Origin of the sequence: Pseudomonas serbica (genome assembly GCF_028823535.1) — a bacterium.
GTDB lineage: Bacteria > Pseudomonadota > Gammaproteobacteria > Pseudomonadales > Pseudomonadaceae > Aquipseudomonas > Aquipseudomonas serbica.
In genome coordinates this window covers 352,238-368,403 of the sequence record NZ_JAQIYM010000002.1, presented here as the reverse complement: position 1 = coordinate 368,403, position 16,166 = coordinate 352,238, and the positions used below count along the sequence as shown (strand labels likewise).

Here is a 16,166-nt window from a genome sequence, read left to right as displayed (position 1 = left end):
GCTCCAGAAGGCAGGTCCGGCCAACGCCACGGCTGGCCGGGTGATCAATCAACGGTTGGCGAAATACATCGTCACTTCGAAGCCAATGCGCAGATCGGTAAACGCGGGTTTAGTCCACATGGGTCATTCCTCTTCTTGTGCCGGGCGATTCCGGTAGAGCCATTAATGCACGGTGGGCCGGGGGGTCGAATGCTACTTTCGAAGGAGGTTTGGGGGTGATTTGGTAGGGGGGTGTCAGGGGATACACAAAACCAATGTGGGAGCGAGCCTGCTCGCGATGGCGGCATAACATTCAACATGGATGCTGGATGTAATGGCCTCATCGCGAGCAGGCTCGCTCCCACAGGGTACTGTGGTGATCCTACGGGATCAGAAGAAACCCAGCGGATTGATGTCGTAGCTCACCAGCAGGTTCTTGGTCTGCTGGTAATGGTCGAGCATCATCTTGTGGTTCTCCCGGCCGACGCCGGACTTCTTGTAGCCGCCGAACGCCGCATGCGCCGGGTACAGGTGGTAGCAGTTGGTCCACACGCGCCCGGCCTTGATCGCCCGGCCCATGCGGTAGGCGCGGTTGATGTCGCGGGTCCACAGGCCGGCACCGAGGCCGAACTCGCTGTCGTTGGCGATGGCCAGTGCCTCGGCTTCGTCCTTGAAGGTGGTGATACCCACCACCGGGCCGAAGATTTCTTCCTGGAATACACGCATTTTGTTGTGGCCCTTGAGCAGGGTCGGCTGGATGTAATAGCCGCTGGACAGGTCGCCTTCCAGACGCTCGGCCGCACCGCCGGTGAGCAGTTCGGCGCCCTCCTCCTGGGCAATGGCCAGGTACGAGAGGATCTTGTCGTATTGCTGTTCGGAGGCCTGGGCACCGACCATGGTCTCGGTGTCCAGCGGGTTGCCGCGCTTGATCTTGACGATCTTCTTCATCACCTCGGCCATGAACGGTTCGTAGATCGACTCCTGCACCAGGGCTCGGGATGGACAAGTGCACACTTCGCCCTGGTTGAAGAACGCCAGCACCAGGCCCTCGGCGGCTTTTTCGATGAACGCAGGTTCCGCGTTCATGATGTCTTCGAAGAAAATGTTCGGCGACTTGCCGCCCAGCTCGACAGTGCTCGGAATGATGTTCTCGGCGGCGCAATGCATGATGTGCGCGCCGACCGGAGTCGAGCCGGTGAAGGCGATCTTGGCGATGCGCTTGCTGGTGGCCAGGGCTTCGCCGGCTTCGCGACCGAAACCCTGGACGATGTTCAGCACGCCGGCCGGCAGCAGGTCGGCAATCAGTTCAGCGAAGACCATGATCGACAGCGGCGTCTGCTCAGCGGGCTTGAGTACGATGCAGTTACCCGCGGCCAGCGCCGGGGCGAGTTTCCAGGCGGCCATCAGCAGCGGGAAGTTCCATGGAATGATCTGCCCCACCACCCCCAGGGGTTCGTGGAAGTGATAGGCGGTGGTCAGCTCGTTGATCTCGGCGGCGCCGCCCTCCTGGGCGCGGATGCAGCCGGCGAAGTAGCGGAAATGGTCAGCGGCCAGGGGCACGTCGGCGTTGAGGGTTTCGCGCACGGCCTTGCCGTTGTCCCAGGTTTCGGTGACGGCCAGGACTTCGAGATTTTGCTCGATGCGGTCAGCGATTTTCAACAGTACCAGGGAGCGGTCCTGGGCCGAGGTCTTGCCCCAGGCATCGGCGGCGGCATGGGCGGCGTCCAGGGCCTTGTCGATGTCGGCGGCGCTGGAGCGCGGGAATTCGGCGATCACTTCACCGTTGACCGGCGAGGTGTTGGTGAAGTACTCGCCATTGACCGGCGCGACGAATTCGCCGCCGATGAAGTTGCCGTAGCGTGGCTTGAACGTCACGACGGCGCCGGGTGTTCCGGGTTGGGCATAGATCATGGTGGGCCTCTGTCTGGGTCGATGCCTGCCGTGCCGACAGGCGATGAACCGATACTAGAGAGCCCCGCACGCCAGACGAATGCATCGTTGGCAGGAGGGACTCTCGTTATTTGGTAGTAGGAGCCGGCTTGCCGGCGAAGGCGTTTTCATTGGCGATGCATGCCCGAAGGGACTCTTCGCTGGCAAGCCAGCTCCTACAGGTTCTGATGCCTGCAGTCAGTGCCTGGCGACGAGGTCCTTGGGCAGCTTGAAGGTCCAGAGCATGCCCCCCTGGTTGAAGTCCTTGACCCGCTTGGCCACTTCACCGCCCCACAGTGGCACGGCGCCGCCCCAGCCGGAGAGCACCGAGACATACTGTTCGCCATCCATCTCCCAGGTTACGGGCGAGCCCAGCACGCCGGAGCCGGTCTGGAATTCCCAGACCTTCTCGCCGGTCTTGGCATTGAACGCCTGCAGGAAACCTTCCGGGGTGCCGGTGAACACCAGGTTGCCCTTGGTGGTCAGCACACCGCCCCACAGCGGCGCGAAGTTCTTGTGCCGCCAGACTTCCTTGCCGGTTTTCGGATCGATTGCCCGCAGCACGCCGATGTAGTCTTCATTCAACGGCTTGATGGTGAAACCGGCGCCGAGGAACGCCGCGCCTTTCTTGTAGGCGATGCCTTCGTTCCAGATGTCCATGCCCCATTCGTTGGACGGCACGTAGAACAACCCGGTGTCGCGGTTGTAGGCCATCGGCATCCAGTTTTTCGCGCCGAGGAATGCCGGCGCTACGAACACCGAGCTGCCTTTGGCTTCGGTGCCCGGCGCGCCAGGACGGCTGGCTTCGTTGTAGATCGGTCGACCGCTCTTATCCAGGCCGGTGGCCCAGGTGATCTTGTCCACGAACGGGAAGCCGCGGATGAATTTGCCGTTGGTGCGATCCAGCACGTAGAAGAAACCGTTACGGTCAGCGGTGGCCGCCGCCTTGATTTCCTTGCCGCCCTCGGTGTAGTTGAACGACACCAGCTCGTTGACGCCGTCATAGTCCCAACCGTCGTGGGGCGTGCTCTGGAAGTGCCACTTGATGGTGCCGTCGTCCGGGTTGAGCGCCAGGCGCGACGACGAATAGAGGTTGTCGCCAGGGCGCAGGTGCGAGTTCCAGGGCGCCGGGTTGCCGGTGCCGAACAACAGCAGGTTGGTTTCCGGGTCGTAGTAGCCGCCCAGCCATGGCGCGGCGCCGCCGGTCTTCCACAGGTCGCCCGGCCAGGTCTTGCCCGCCTCGCCGCCGGAGATGCCGTTTTCCACGGCCTTGCCGTCCTTGTAGACGTAACCCATGTGGCCCTCAACCGTTGGCCGGGTCCACAACAGGTTGCCGTTCTTCGGGTCGTAGGCTTCGATCTTGCCGACCACGCCAAATTCGCCACCGGCCACGCCAGTGATTAGTTTGCCGTTGATCACCAGCGGTGCGGCGCTGATCGAGTAGCCTTCCTTGTGGTCGGCGACTTTCTTGCTCCAGACCACCTTGCCGGTGTCCTTGTTCAGCGCCACGAGCTTGGCGTCGAGGGTGCCGAAGATCACCAGGTCACCGTACAGCGCGACGCCGCGGTTGATCACGTCGCAGCAGGGGCGAATGTCATCCGGCAGGCGCGCATCGTACTGCCAGAGCTTCTTGCCGGTGCGCGCATCCACGGCGAACACCCGCGAGTAGGAGCCGGTCATGTACATCACGCCGTCCTTGACCATCGGCTGCGCCTGCTGGCCGCGCTGCTTTTCGCCGCCGAAGGAGAAGGCCCACACCGGTCGCAGCTCCTTGACGTTGTCGACGTTGAGGATGTCCAGCGGGCTGTAGCGCTGACCCTGCACGCCCAGGCCATTGGTGACGATCTGCTCGGGGTTCTTGGGGTCCTGGAGAATGTCCTGGTCGGAAACCCCGGCCAATGCCTGGCCAGACAACAGCATGGCACTGAGCAACAGGCTCAAGACGAAGGGCTGGCGACGTGCGGGTTGAGTCATGACGGCTTCCTCTGCAGTTTTTGTTATTTCCGGGAAATTTTCCCGGTCTGGTGCAGATTCTTGGGCGCCGCCGCCCTCACAACAATTGCCCGCAATGTGGAGTTTCCTAGTTCCTTGGTACAGGGTCGGATGCCGACCAACACCGATCTCCTGTGGGAGCGGGCTTGCTCGCGAAGAGGCCTTTACATTCAACATATGTATTGCCTGACACACCGCTTTCGCGAGCAAGCCCGCTCCCACAGGGGATTTGGGTGGGTCAGTTGTTTGAGTTGGAGTCGACTCGGGTCATCTGCGCTCGCTCGTAACGCGGGTACAAATGACTGACGCTGCGGATCAATTCGTAGCGGCTGAGATTGATCCCGGCAAACCGCTCGGGAATGGGACTGCGGATCATCTCGCTCATGTCGCTGCCGTTGGCCGCACCGTCGCGCATCAATTGATCGAGCCAGCCCAGGTAGTCGCGCATCTGCGCGAAGGGCTGCGGGTCGCTGGCGACCGGGCCGTGGCCGGGCACGATGAGTGTCCAGGGCAGTGCCTGCAGGGTCGCCATGTCGGCCAGCCACACCGCCAGCCCCGGACTGTTGGGCGTGGTCAGTGCCCGCTGATAAAACACCAGGTCCCCGGCAAACAGCACGCCGGTTCGCTGGTCGAGAATAGCCAGATCCGCACCCGTATGCCCACCCAGGCTCAGCAGGCGCAAATCGTGGTTCCCAAAACTTTCCACACCGGGGGTCAGCGTCCGGGTCGGCAACACCACTTCGGTGCCTCGCATCCAGTCGCCCACCAGCCGGTACATGTTCTCGGCCATGGCATCGCCCTGCTTTTGCAGCAGCTCGCTGGTGCCGGCCAGGGCGCCAATCGGCACATCGCTGAACGCCTGGTTGCCCAGCACATGGTCGGGGTGATGATGGGTCAGCAGGACCTGGATCACCGGTTTGTCGGTGGTCGCCGCGATGGCCCGGCGCATGGCCTCGCCATAACGCCTGGACGGCCCGGTATCGATCACCACCACGCCGCGCTCGGTGACGATGAACGCCGTATTGACGATGTTGCCACCGTTGGCCTTGGCGAAATTATCGGTGCTGCCTTCGAGCAGCCAGGTGTCTTCGGCGATCTGCCTGGGCGTGAGCAAGTAGTCGAGATCGGCCATGGCTGGCAGGCCCAGGCCGATGAACAACAGCAGCATCCAACGCATGACAGGCTCCTTGAATTCAGGGGATCGACGCTTCGAATTGATTGCCGCTGTTATCGCGCAACAACAGGCGCGTCGACCCTGCCCGTTCGATATCAAAGGCCAGGCTGGGATTTTCGCTGACGGCGGGGAACAGTTCGAGACGAGCGAGCAACTGATCATGCTGATCGCGCAGCTGCGCATGGTTGAGGAAAAATTCCGGGATACCGCTGACCATGCCGTTGTCCATCGGATGCGCCACCTGCAAGCGCACGCGGCTGAAGGCCTCCCGCGGGTAACGGCCGCCCAGCACTTCGCCGATGTGTTCCTCCCAGCCAGCCTGGGTGCGCACGACACTGGGCGCGGTGCAACCGCCACCGGCCGCGTCGATCAGGGTCGAACCGACATGCCACACCCCGTCACGGGTCAGCACCGCCGCACGCAAGGGTGTGGCCTGTTCGACTCGGATGCGGATCGCCAGCCACGGCAACACGCCGGTCAGCGGCTCGAAATCGACGATTTTCGGCAAGGGGTTGAGTTCCGCCCAGGCGAGGATTCTCACCACTTCGCCGTCGAAGGCACGGGCGTCGATTTCCAGCGGCACTTGCCGGGCATCTTCGGCGAACGGCGGCGCCAGCAGCTTGACCCGCTCATCGAACACGAACGGCGCCGAGCCGAGCATCTGTTTGTGATAGAAAGCCCACATAACCGACGGCACCGGGTCCTTGCCCGGATCGATGTCCACCGCGTGTGTGGCCGGGCTCAAGATCAACCATGCGGCCAACAGACAACTCCCTCGCCAGATCATCACTTGCTCCTATTGGTACATCTCGGGCACGTCGTAGCGCAGGCCGTAACGGCCATAGATGGTTTTCACCGAGCCCTCGCGGATCATCCCTTCCAGCGCCTCCTCCACGGCATAGGCCAGTTGCCGATTGCTTTCGTGCACCGCCATGCCGATTTCCCAAAGCTGCTTGCCCATGTTCGGATAGGCGTTTTGCGCCAGTGCAAGCTGCGGGTCGGCCGCTTCATGCACTTGCCAGTCGATCTCGCCGCGCATGGCCATGACCGCGTCGACCTCACCGGCCTTCATCGCTGCAAACGCCTGGGGCACGCCCGGGTAGTGGCGGGTCTTGCCGGCGAGCATGCCGTTGAATACCGAGGTCAGGTAGAACGACGGCACGCTGTCGACTTCGACGCCGATCGGGTGCTGCTCGAACACCGCGACGCTGGCCACCTTGTCCAGGCGTCGACGGTCGTAGGCGACCTGCCATTGTTCATTTTGGTAAGGGCCGAACATCACCACATGGCCGTTTTCCATTTCGCCGAATTCGTTGCGTTTCTGCGCGTAATCGCGGTCGTACGGCACCCGCATCATCAGGTCGGCCAGTTGCTGGTTGTGCAGCGGGCTGGCACGCCAGATGTAATCGCGCAGGTCGTCGTCGAGCTTTTCCCCGGCAGGCGCCCAGATCAGCGTCAGGCGCACGCCCAGCGCCTTGGCCAGCGCCTGGGCGAGTTCGACATCGACCCCCCGGGGCTGACCGGCGTCTTCAAAACTGTAGGGAGCAAAGTCCTTGTAGACCGCCACTTTCAGCTCCCCGGCGGCGATCATTTCGTCGTAATTGCGAACCTGCGCCTGCACCGACTGGCAGCACAGCCACACAGCGCTGATCAACACCGCGAGCAGGCGCATGGGTCACTCCTCGACGTGGACGCTGTCCAGGTAGCTGCGCACCGCCCACAAGGCTTCCTGGCTCAGGTAGTCGGCCATCTTCGGCATGTACACGCGGCCGTCACGCACGGCGCCATTGCGTACCCGTTCGACAAACCATTCATCACCCGCTTCGCCGACATCGAGCATGCGCAAGTCCGGGGCGATACCACCGGACTTGGCTTCCAGGCCATGACAGGCCGCGCAATTCTGGTTGTAGGCCGATGAACCGATTTCCACCGCCTTGTCGTGCTCGGGGGTGCTGCGGTAAGGGTTCACGGCGGCCCAGCCATCGCCGTCCACCTGAACGCCGGCGTCCTTGATCGGGGTCAGCCCTTGGGTCTCGACGGCTTGTGGCACCACATTGCCGTGGGCCCATACGGAACCTGCACTGATAAAGCCGGCCAGCAGTCCGGCTACGAGCAAGGCGTTGCGTTTTGTTGTCATTGTTATGCCCTCTGGATTGCACGCAAGACCTCTTGGCAGAGGCTATGGCAACCATCTTAGGAACCCCCGCGCACTGGCCCCATGCTGCTTTGGTGGCCGCCGTCTAATCCCTTGGTAGTAAGGCCTTCGATGGACTGCCAAATTAGGTGGCCCATGGGAAATTTTCCCGGCAACGGCGGGACATTTTCCGTATCCGGCCACCCGCCGGGCGCCCCACCCTGTGCAGGCCAAAACCTCCACTGGGAACTGCAACCATGACAATAAGATCGCTACCCGCCCTTTCCCCCTTGACCGTCGCCGTACAGGCTCTTTTGCTGGTCGGCGGCCTGTCCCTGAGCGCTGTTGGTCATGCCGAAACCGCACCGGCCACTGCTACCCGTAATGTGAGTTGGGAAGACATTGCCAACGACCACTTGACCACCAAGGACGTGCTGCAATACGGCATGGGCACCAACGCCCAGCGCTGGAGTCCGCTGGCCCAGGTCAACGACAGGAATGTGTTCAAGCTGACCCCGGCCTGGTCCTATTCCTTCGGTGACGAGAAGCAGCGCGGCCAGGAATCGCAGGCCATCGTCAGCGACGGCGTGGTCTACGTCACCGGCTCGTATTCGCGGGTATTCGCCCTGGATGCCAAGACCGGCAAGCGCCTGTGGACCTACAACCATCGCTTGCCGGACAACATTCGCCCGTGCTGCGACGTGGTCAACCGCGGCGCGGCGATCTATGGCGACAAGATCTACTTCGGCACCCTCGATGCGCGGCTGATCGCCCTGGACAAGAACACCGGCAAGGTGGTGTGGAACAAGAAGTTCGGCGACCACGCCGCAGGCTACACCATGACCGGCGCCCCAGTGCTGATCAAGGACAAGACCAGCGGCAAGGTGCTGCTGATCCATGGCAGTTCAGGCGATGAGTTCGGCGTGGTCGGCCAGCTCTACGCCCGCGATCCGGACACCGGCGAAGAAGTCTGGATGCGCCCTTTCGTCGAAGGCCACATGGGCCGCCTGAACGGCAAGGACAGTACCCCCACCGGCGATGTGAAGGCGCCGTCGTGGCCGAACGATCCGACCACCGAAACCGGCAAGGTCGAGGCCTGGAGCCACGGCGGTGGCGCGCCCTGGCAGAGCGCCAGCTTCGATGCCGACACCAACACCATCATCGTCGGCGCCGGCAACCCGGGCCCCTGGAACACCTGGGCGCGCACCTCGAAGGACGGCAACCCGCACGATTACGACAGCCTCTACACCTCGGGCCAGGTGGGCGTCGACCCGAGCACCGGCGAGGTCAAATGGTTCTACCAGCACACGCCGAACGATGCCTGGGACTTCTCCGGCAACAACGAGCTTGTGCTGTTCGACTACAAGGACAAGGACGGCAAGACGGTCAAGGCCACCGGCCACGCCGACCGCAACGGGTTCTTCTACGTGGTCGACCGCAACAACGGCAAATTGCAGAACGCCTTCCCCTTTGTCGACAACATCACGTGGGCCAGCCACATCGACCTCAAGACCGGCCGCCCGGTGGAGAACGAAGGCCAGCGTCCGGCCAAGCCGTTGCCGGGCGAAACCAAGGGCAAGCCGGTAGAAGTCTCGCCGCCGTTCCTGGGCGGCAAGAACTGGAACCCCATGGCCTACAGCCAGGACACCGGGCTGTTCTACATTCCGGGCAACCAGTGGAAAGAGGAATACTGGACCGAAGAGGTCAACTACAAGAAAGGCTCGGCCTACCTGGGCATGGGTTTTCGTATCAAGCGCATGTACGACGATCACGTCGGCACCCTGCGGGCGATGAACCCGACCACCGGCAAAGTGGTCTGGGAGCACAAGGAACACCTGCCACTGTGGGCCGGCGTACTGGCGACCAAGGGCAACCTGGTGTTCACCGGCACCGGCGACGGTTTCTTCAAGGCCTTCGATGCGAAAACCGGCAAGGAGTTGTGGAAGTTCCAGACCGGCAGCGGCATCGTCTCCCCGCCGATCACCTGGGAGCAGGACGGCGAGCAGTACATCGGCGTGACCGTCGGCTACGGCGGCGCGGTGCCGTTGTGGGGCGGCGACATGGCGGAACTGACCAAACCGGTGGCTCAGGGCGGGTCGTTCTGGGTGTTCAAGATTCCGAGCTGGGATAACCAGACCGCGCTGTAGGAGCGAGCTTGCTCGCGATGGTCGTCAACGATGACGTGGGGTGTCTGGTGCCCCGCGGTGTTCTTGAGACCATCGCGAGCAAGCTCGCTCCTACAGGGGCATCCGGAGACCTTCCCATGAATTATCTGCCTCTAATGCTTTTATTGAGCGTTGCTACAGCGTACGCCGACGACGACACCCCCCTGATCATCAACGGCTGCACCATCGCCGAACACAGCCAGTGCCCCGGCGCCAATCTCAAGGGCGCCGACCTGAGCAACCAGGACCTGCGCAACATGAACCTCAGCGGTGCCGACCTTCGCCAAGCCGATCTGCGTCACGCCCGCCTCGACCTCGCCAATCTGGAAAAGGCCCGGCTACAGGGCGCGAACCTGACCCGCGCGAGCCTGCAACAGAGCAATGCGCGCCTGGCTGATTTCACCGGCGCCACGCTGGTGGCGATCCAGGGCTGGGGGATGTTCGCCCAGGGCGCGCAGTTCGCCAACGCCGACCTTAGCGGCGCCTACCTGCAATTCGCCCGTCTCTCCGGGGCCAGGCTGCACAACAGCAACCTGCGCGCCGCCGACCTGGAGATGACCTGGCTAAGCAAGGCCGACCTCAAGGACGCCAACCTCAGCGACGCCAACCTGCAGGAGGCCAAGTTGGGTGAAAGCAACCTGGAGCACGCCAACCTCAACGGCTCGCGCCAGCACTATGCGAACTTTCAGGATGCGAACATGGAGGGCTGTACGGGGTGCCCGACGACTTGGGACAAATGACCTGAATGCAACACACCCCCCCTGTGGGAGCGGGCTTGCTCGCGAAAGCGGAGTGTCATTGAGCATTTTCGTGACTGACACACCGTCTTCGCGAGCAAGCCCGCTCCCACAGGGGATGGGTGTTGAATGGACGAGCGAGTCATCCCGCCTTGCGCACCACCCCCATATCAATCCCCAGATGCACCAATTCGGCATGGGAGCTCACCTGCAACTTGCTCTTGAGCAACGTCAGGTGATTGGAAACCGTCTTGCTGCTGATGCTCAGTTGCTCGGCAATCTGTCGCGCGGGGGTGCCCTTGGCGAGCATCACGAAAATCTCCAGCTCGCGCTGGGTCATGCTCTGCAGGCGCGGGTCGCTGGCGTCCTGTTGCGCATGGCAAGCCAGTTGCGTGGCCAGGGGCTGTTCGATGTAGGCGTGCCCGGCGAGCACACGCCGCACCGCTTCGATCAGCACTGGCGGCGCCGAGCTTTTGGTCAGGTAACCCGCCGCCCCGGCGTCCAGTGCCTGGCGCACCAGCGGCAGTTCATCGTGCATGCTGAAAAACAGCACCCGCAGTTGCGGCAAACGCTGGCGCAAGCGCCGGGTGGTTTCCAGGCCGCTGATGCCGGGCAGGCCGAAATCCATGATCACCAGCTGTGGCACGCTCTCCTGAACCCGCAGCAGCGCCTCCTCGCCCGTTGCCGCCTCACGCACCTGCAGCGCCGGTAACAGGGCGCGCAAAAGGCTCGCGTAGCCCTGGCGGACTACCGCATGGTCATCGACCAGCAAAATACTCATGAAACCTCCAGGGGCATGCTCAAGGTCAGCGCCCAACCGGCGCCAGGGTGGCTGATGATGCGCAACTCGCCACCCAGGCTACGGGCGCGCTCGCGCATCGAATACAACCCGACGCCAGGACGCTGCAGTTGCGCGGCGCCGCGACCGTTATCGCGCACCAGCAGGCGCAGGTGTGCGCCATGATATTGCAGGCGAACATGAACCTGGCTGGCGTCGGCATGCCGGGCGATGTTGGTCAGGGCTTCCTGCAGCAAGCGGTACAGATGGGTCTTGTCGGGCGCCGACAACCTTGGCAACTGCGCACTGAGCCGCAGGCGACAAGCGATGCCCTGGCGGCCCTGCCATTGCTCCACCAGCAAGCGGATGGCTTCGCCCAGCGGCAGGTGCTGCAGGACCACCGGATAAAGGTTGTGCACCAGCGCCCGAAAGCCCTGTTGCAGGTGTTCGCAGTTGTGCTCCAGCTCCAGCATCGTGCGCTCGACGGTCTGCGGTTGATCGGCCACCAGGCGCAACAGACACGCCTGGGCACGGATCCCGGCCAGGTACTGACCGAGATCGTCGTGCAGGGTCTGGGCCAGTTGGGTACGCTCCTGTTCCTGCACGGCCAGCAAGGCCTGGGTCAGCCGGGCGTTGTCGCTGCCGGCCTGTTCCAGCGCCGCGGTCATGCGGTTGAAATGCTCCGCCAGTTGCCGCGCCTCGGGTACCCCTTCGGCGCGCAGGCGCACCTTGAGCTGCCCGGCGCACACCTGCTGCAACGCCCGCAGTAGCTCATCGAGCAGGCCCATGCCGCGGCGCACGGCCCAGCGAATGGCCAGCAGACTGACCACCAGGGCCATCGCACACAGGCTGAGCAACTGTTGCAGGGAGTCCCAGACTTCGTCGATTTCATCCCGCGGATCGACTGCAATCTGCACCCGTCGGCCATCCGCCAGTTCGAGGACGCTTGCGCCGTGACGGGCCTCAGTGAACAGCAGGCGTCCGAGCCAGGCGTCGAGTCCGTCCGGCACGGCTGGCCGAGGCTGTTCATCCGCCGCCAGCCACTGCACGCGGACGTGGCGCAGGCCTTGGGTCAGCCGTGGTTGCAGGTCGACCGGGTCACGGGCGGCGGTTTCGCTCAGGTACTCGACCACCGCTTCGGCCGATTGCAGTTCACGTTCCACATCCTCCAGCGCCTGATGCACCAGCAACGCCATGCACGCCAAGGTGATCAGTGCGAAAAAGCCACAGACCCACAGGTTGATCCGCCACAGGGCCGACATGCCTAGCGCCCCGGTGTCGCGGGCATGACCTGCACCGGTGCGGGGCGCGGGCCGTGGAGCCGGTCGACGCCGATCAGCGTGAGGATCAGCAGGAGCGGCAACAGCAGTGCCTTGACGATACGCATGCCCAGTCCCCTCCAGAGTGGTGGCCGTTAATGCCCATGCTAAAACCGCGCCGCCCGGCGCGGGCTACTACCTTGGTACTGGCTGGTTGGTACTTTCTGCATATTTCCACACCTGCCCGGGCTTCCTATGCTGGCGCTACCTGTAATGGAGAGCCCTATGCGCCAGCTTGCCCCTTACGCCTTGATCTACCTGCTGGCGATTGCCTGCGCCGCCGGGCTGGTCTCCCAGAGCCAGGCGGCGGACGCGCCCTTGCAGGTGCGCATCGGCTACCTGGGGTATCGCCCGGACCCTGGCCCGCTGCTGTCGAACGTCATTCCCGAACCCGCCGACGCCGGCCTGCGCGGCGCCGAACTGGCGATCACCGACAGCAACAGCACCGGGCGCTTTCTCAATCACACCTACAGCCTGGCCAGCGCCAGCGTCGACAGCCCCGAAGCCTTGCTCACAGCGGCAAAATCGCAGCATGAGCAAGGCCTGCGCCTGTTCGTGGTGAATGCACCGGCCAGCAGCCTGCGCCAACTCAGTGCAGCGCTGCCCGACAGCCTGTTGTTCAACGCCGGCAGCCCCGACGACAGCCTGCGCACTACCGATTGCCTGCCCAACGTGCTGCACAGCCTGCCGAGCCGGGCGATGCTGGCCGACGCGCTGGCGCAATTTCTGGTAGTGCGCAAATGGCAACGGGCGTTGCTGATCGTCGGCCCCACGGCGGACGATCAAGCCTACGCCGCCGCCCTGCGTCGCGCGGCCAAACGCTTCGGCCTGCAACTGGTGGCGGAGAAAGCCTGGCGCTTCGATAACGATCAACGGCGCAGTGCCCAGGCCGACATGCCACTGTTCACCCAGACCGCCGAATACGACGTGGTGCTGGTGGCCGATGAGCGCGGCGATTTCGGCGAATACGTGCCGTACCAGACCTGGTACCCGCGCCCGGTGGCGGGGACTCAGGGCCTGACCCCGGTGGGTTGGCACAAGACCGTGGAAACCTACGGCGCCGCCCAGTTGCAGAAGCGCTTCGAAGCCCTCGCCGGACGCTGGATGAACGACCGCGATTTCGCCGCATGGATCGCCGTGCGCAGCATCGCCAGCGCCGTGAGCAAATCCCGGCAGACCGAACCGATGGCGATCCGCGACCTGGAAATCAGCGACCAGTTGCCGCTGGACGGTTTCAAGGGCCGCAAGCTCAGCTACCGCCCGTGGAACGGCCAACTGCGCCAACCGATTCCCATCGTGCAGCCTCGGGCGCTGGTCAGCACCTCGCCCCAGGACGGCTTCCTGCACCCGTTCAACGAGATGGACAGCCTGGGTTACGACAAGCCCGAGGTCAGCTGCCGCTTTCCCTGAATACAACAACTACAACAAGGAAACTGCCATGCGCCGCACCCTGATTTCTTGCGCCCTGTTGCTCGCCGCAGGACACGCCGCAGCCAGCACCGCCTGGGTCTCCAATGAAAAGGACAACAGCCTGAGCCTGATCGACATGCAGACCCTGCAAGTCACCGACACCCTGCCCGTCGGCCAGCGCCCCCGTGGCCTGCTGCTGTCCCATGACAACAAATTGCTGTACATCTGCGCCAGCGACTCGGACCGGGTCCAGGTGATGGACGTGGCCACGCGCAAGATCATCAAGGAACTGCCCTCGGGCAAGGACCCCGAGCAATTCGCCCTGCACCCCAACAATCGCTGGCTGTATGTCTCCAACGAAGACGATGCGCTGGTCACGGTGATCGACACCGAGACGTCCAAGGTCCTCGGTCAGATCAACGTCGGTGTCGAGCCCGAAGGCATGGCCGTCAGCCCTGACGGCAAGTGGGCGGTGAACACCAGCGAAACCACCAACATGCTGCACTGGATCGACACCAGCACCCAGACCCTGGCCGACAGCACGCCGGTGGATCAGCGCCCGCGCTTCGTCGAGTTCTCGCCGGACGGTTCACAGCTCTGGGCTTCAGCGGAAATCGGTGGCACGGTGACCATCCTCGACGTTGCCAGCCGCAAGATCCTCAAGACCCTGAACTTCCAGATCAAGGGCGTGCATCCGGACAAGGTCCAACCCGTGGGTGTCAAGCTCAGTGCCGACGGCAAGTATGGCTTCGTCGCGCTCGGCCCCGCGAACCATGTAGCGGTGATCGATGCCAAAACCTTCGAGATTCTCGATTACCTGTTGGTGGGTCGCCGGGTCTGGCAGATGGCATTCACCCCGGATCAAAAGCAACTGCTGGCCACCAACGGCGTCAGCGGTGACGTCTCGGTGATCGATGTCGACAGCCTCAAGGTCAGCAAATCGGTAAAGGTCGGGCGCTATCCCTGGGGCGTGGTGGTGACCCCATGAACGCCCTGGAAGTCAGCGACCTGAACTTTGCCTACGGTCCTCGGGAGGCCCTGCGCCAGGTAAACTTCAGCCTGGCGCCTGGACGCTTCGCCGCGCTGCTGGGGCCCAACGGCGCCGGCAAGTCAACCCTGATCGCGCTGCTGACAAGGCTCTATGACCTGCAGCACGGGGACATCCGGGTCGGCGGCTGTTCATTGCGCAGCGCCCCGCGCCCGGCACTCAAACAACTGGGTGTGGTGTTCCAGCAAAGCACCCTGGACCTGGACCTCAGCGTCGAGCAGAACCTGCGTTATCACGCCGCGCTGCATGGCATGTCACGCCGCCAGACGCGCTTGCGAGTCGATGCGGAACTGACTCGCCAGGGCCTGGGCGAGCGCCGCGGCGAACGGGTGCGCGAACTCAATGGCGGCCATCGCCGGCGAGTGGAAATCGCCCGTGCCCTGCTGCATGAACCGCGTCTGCTGCTGCTCGATGAAGCCAGCGCCGGCCTCGACCCGGCCAGTCGCCTGGCGCTCAACCAGCACATTCGCAAGCTGTGCCACGAGCAGCGTATCAGCGTGCTCTGGACCACCCACCTGCTGGACGAAGTACAGGCCAGCGATGACCTGTTGATCCTCCATCAGGGCCGCCTGGTGGCCAGCGGTCAGGCCGATGCACTGAGCCTGGCGCACGGCGGCGACCTGGACTCGGCCTTCACTCGCCTGACCACTTCAGGAGCTTCCCGATGAACGCGTACTGGCAATGCTTGCGCGGTATCGTGCTGCGCGAATGGCTGCGTTTCGTGCTGCAACGCACACGGTTTCTCAGCGCCCTGGTGCGGCCGCTGCTATGGCTGTTGGTGTTCGCCGCAGGTTTTCGCGCCGCGCTGGGCATCGCCATCATCGAACCCTACGACACCTACATCCCGTACGAGGTCTACATCATCCCTGGGCTGGCCTGCATGATCCTGCTGTTCAACGGCATGCAGGGCTCACTGTCGATGGTCTACGACCGCGAGATGGGTAGCATGCGCGTATTGCTCACCAGTCCCCTGCCCCGCACCTTCCTGTTGTGCAGCAAGCTGTTGGCCACCTCACTGATTTCGCTGCTGCAGGTGTACGCCTTCCTGGCGATTGCCTGGTTCTACGGCGTGCAGCCGCCGGCCATGGGTTTGCTGCTGGCCCTGCCGGCGCTGTTGCTGGTGGCCTTGATGCTCAGCGCCCTGGGCCTGTTGCTGTCGAACGCGATCCGCCAGCTGGAGAACTTCGCCGGGGTGATGAACTTCGTGATCTTCCCGCTGTTTTTCCTGTCATCGGCGCTCTATCCGCTGTGGAAAATGCGCGAGGCCAGCGAATGGCTGTACTGGTTGTGCGCGCTGAACCCGTTCTCCCATGCGGTCGAACTGGTGCGTTTTGCCTTGTATGAGCGGTTCAATCCGCTGGCGCTGGCGGTGTGTTCGGGCCTGACGCTGCTGTTCGCACTGCTCGCCGTACTCACCTTCAACCCCCAACATGCCGCCCTGCGCAAATCCACCTGACCACAAAAATCCCCTGTGGAAGCGGGCTTGCTCCGGGCGGCGTTC

General features: G+C 63.4%; 16 protein-coding genes. 6 read left to right on the top strand and 10 right to left on the bottom strand.

Translation table 11 applies throughout. The features are described from left to right. Positions 1–48 precede the first annotated feature (48 nt). The 7 genes from pqqA to pedF form a co-directional block, all read right to left on the bottom strand. The gene (gene pqqA / locus NQL71_RS04420; protein WP_003253598.1) at positions 49–120 is read right to left on the bottom strand and encodes a pyrroloquinoline quinone precursor peptide PqqA; all 72 of its coding nucleotides are present in this window, start codon (positions 118–120) and stop codon (positions 49–51) included. A gap of 249 nt (positions 121–369) precedes the next feature. Beyond that, on the bottom strand, positions 370–1,890 hold the full coding sequence (gene exaC / locus NQL71_RS04415; RefSeq protein WP_046817115.1) for an acetaldehyde dehydrogenase ExaC: 1,521 nt from the start codon (positions 1,888–1,890) through the stop codon (positions 370–372). A gap of 216 nt (positions 1,891–2,106) precedes the next feature. Then, on the bottom strand, positions 2,107–3,882 hold the full coding sequence (locus NQL71_RS04410; RefSeq protein ID WP_274642320.1) for a PQQ-dependent methanol/ethanol family dehydrogenase: 1,776 nt from the start codon (positions 3,880–3,882) through the stop codon (positions 2,107–2,109). 256 nt (positions 3,883–4,138) lie between these two features. Further along, positions 4,139–5,077: a quinoprotein relay system zinc metallohydrolase 1 gene (locus NQL71_RS04405; RefSeq protein ID WP_077185941.1), complete on the bottom strand. Its 939-nt coding sequence runs from the start codon at positions 5,075–5,077 to the stop codon at positions 4,139–4,141. Between the two features lie 16 nt (positions 5,078–5,093). Beyond that, positions 5,094–5,861 (bottom strand): quinoprotein dehydrogenase-associated SoxYZ-like carrier, encoded by a 768-nt coding sequence (locus NQL71_RS04400; RefSeq protein WP_046817112.1) that lies wholly within the window; start codon positions 5,859–5,861, stop codon positions 5,094–5,096. A 9-nt stretch (positions 5,862–5,870) separates the two neighbouring features. Next, entirely contained in the window at positions 5,871–6,746 is an 876-nt protein-coding gene (locus NQL71_RS04395; protein WP_046817111.1) for a substrate-binding periplasmic protein, read from the bottom strand. Positions 6,747–6,749: 3 nt separating this feature from the next. Continuing rightward, a complete protein-coding gene (gene pedF, locus NQL71_RS04390) occupies positions 6,750–7,211 on the bottom strand; it encodes a cytochrome c-550 PedF (protein WP_046817110.1) in 462 nt (153 codons plus the stop codon). Positions 7,212–7,465: 254 nt separating this feature from the next. Between pedF and exaA the strand changes: the two genes are divergently transcribed. Both exaA and NQL71_RS04380 read left to right on the top strand, forming a co-directional pair. After that, complete coding sequence (gene exaA, locus NQL71_RS04385) at positions 7,466–9,355, top strand: quinoprotein ethanol dehydrogenase (protein WP_274642319.1); 1,890 nt, start codon at positions 7,466–7,468, stop codon at positions 9,353–9,355. 116 nt (positions 9,356–9,471) lie between these two features. Further along, a complete protein-coding gene (locus tag NQL71_RS04380; RefSeq protein ID WP_166620306.1) occupies positions 9,472–10,113 on the top strand; it encodes a pentapeptide repeat-containing protein in 642 nt (213 codons plus the stop codon). Positions 10,114–10,252: 139 nt separating this feature from the next. On the opposite strand, the gene NQL71_RS04375 is transcribed toward NQL71_RS04380, so the two are convergent. From NQL71_RS04375 to NQL71_RS04365, 3 genes are read right to left on the bottom strand one after another with little or no spacing between them, the layout of a single operon-like run. Next, entirely contained in the window at positions 10,253–10,891 is a 639-nt protein-coding gene (locus tag NQL71_RS04375) for a response regulator (protein WP_046817107.1), read from the bottom strand. Then, positions 10,888–12,150, bottom strand: coding sequence for a HAMP domain-containing sensor histidine kinase (locus tag NQL71_RS04370; protein WP_274642318.1), 1,263 nt, complete (start codon positions 12,148–12,150; stop codon positions 10,888–10,890). Before NQL71_RS04370 ends, NQL71_RS04375 begins: the two co-directional genes overlap by 4 nt. 2 nt (positions 12,151–12,152) lie before the next feature. Then, positions 12,153–12,275, bottom strand: a complete 123-nt coding sequence (locus tag NQL71_RS04365) for a hypothetical protein (RefSeq protein ID WP_256721671.1) — start codon at positions 12,273–12,275, stop codon at positions 12,153–12,155. Positions 12,276–12,432: 157 nt separating this feature from the next. Here NQL71_RS04365 and pedA1 point away from each other — a divergent pair, with 157 nt between their 5' ends. Genes pedA1 through pedC form a run of 4 tightly spaced genes read left to right on the top strand, consistent with a single transcriptional unit; the run spans position 12,433 to position 16,121 of the window. After that, a complete protein-coding gene (gene pedA1, locus NQL71_RS04360) occupies positions 12,433–13,617 on the top strand; it encodes a lanthanide ABC transporter ABC transporter substrate-binding protein PedA1 (protein ID WP_166620304.1) in 1,185 nt (394 codons plus the stop codon). 28 nt (positions 13,618–13,645) lie between these two features. Next, the gene (locus tag NQL71_RS04355; protein WP_166620303.1) at positions 13,646–14,605 is read left to right on the top strand and encodes a YVTN family beta-propeller repeat protein; all 960 of its coding nucleotides are present in this window, start codon (positions 13,646–13,648) and stop codon (positions 14,603–14,605) included. Next, complete coding sequence (gene pedB / locus NQL71_RS04350) at positions 14,602–15,333, top strand: lanthanide ABC transporter ATP-binding protein PedB/LutE (RefSeq protein WP_046817103.1); 732 nt, start codon at positions 14,602–14,604, stop codon at positions 15,331–15,333. Before NQL71_RS04355 ends, pedB begins: the two co-directional genes overlap by 4 nt. Next, positions 15,330–16,121, top strand: coding sequence for a lanthanide ABC transporter permease protein PedC (pedC, locus tag NQL71_RS04345; RefSeq protein WP_077185946.1), 792 nt, complete (start codon positions 15,330–15,332; stop codon positions 16,119–16,121). Before pedB ends, pedC begins: the two co-directional genes overlap by 4 nt. Positions 16,122–16,166 lie beyond the last annotated feature (45 nt).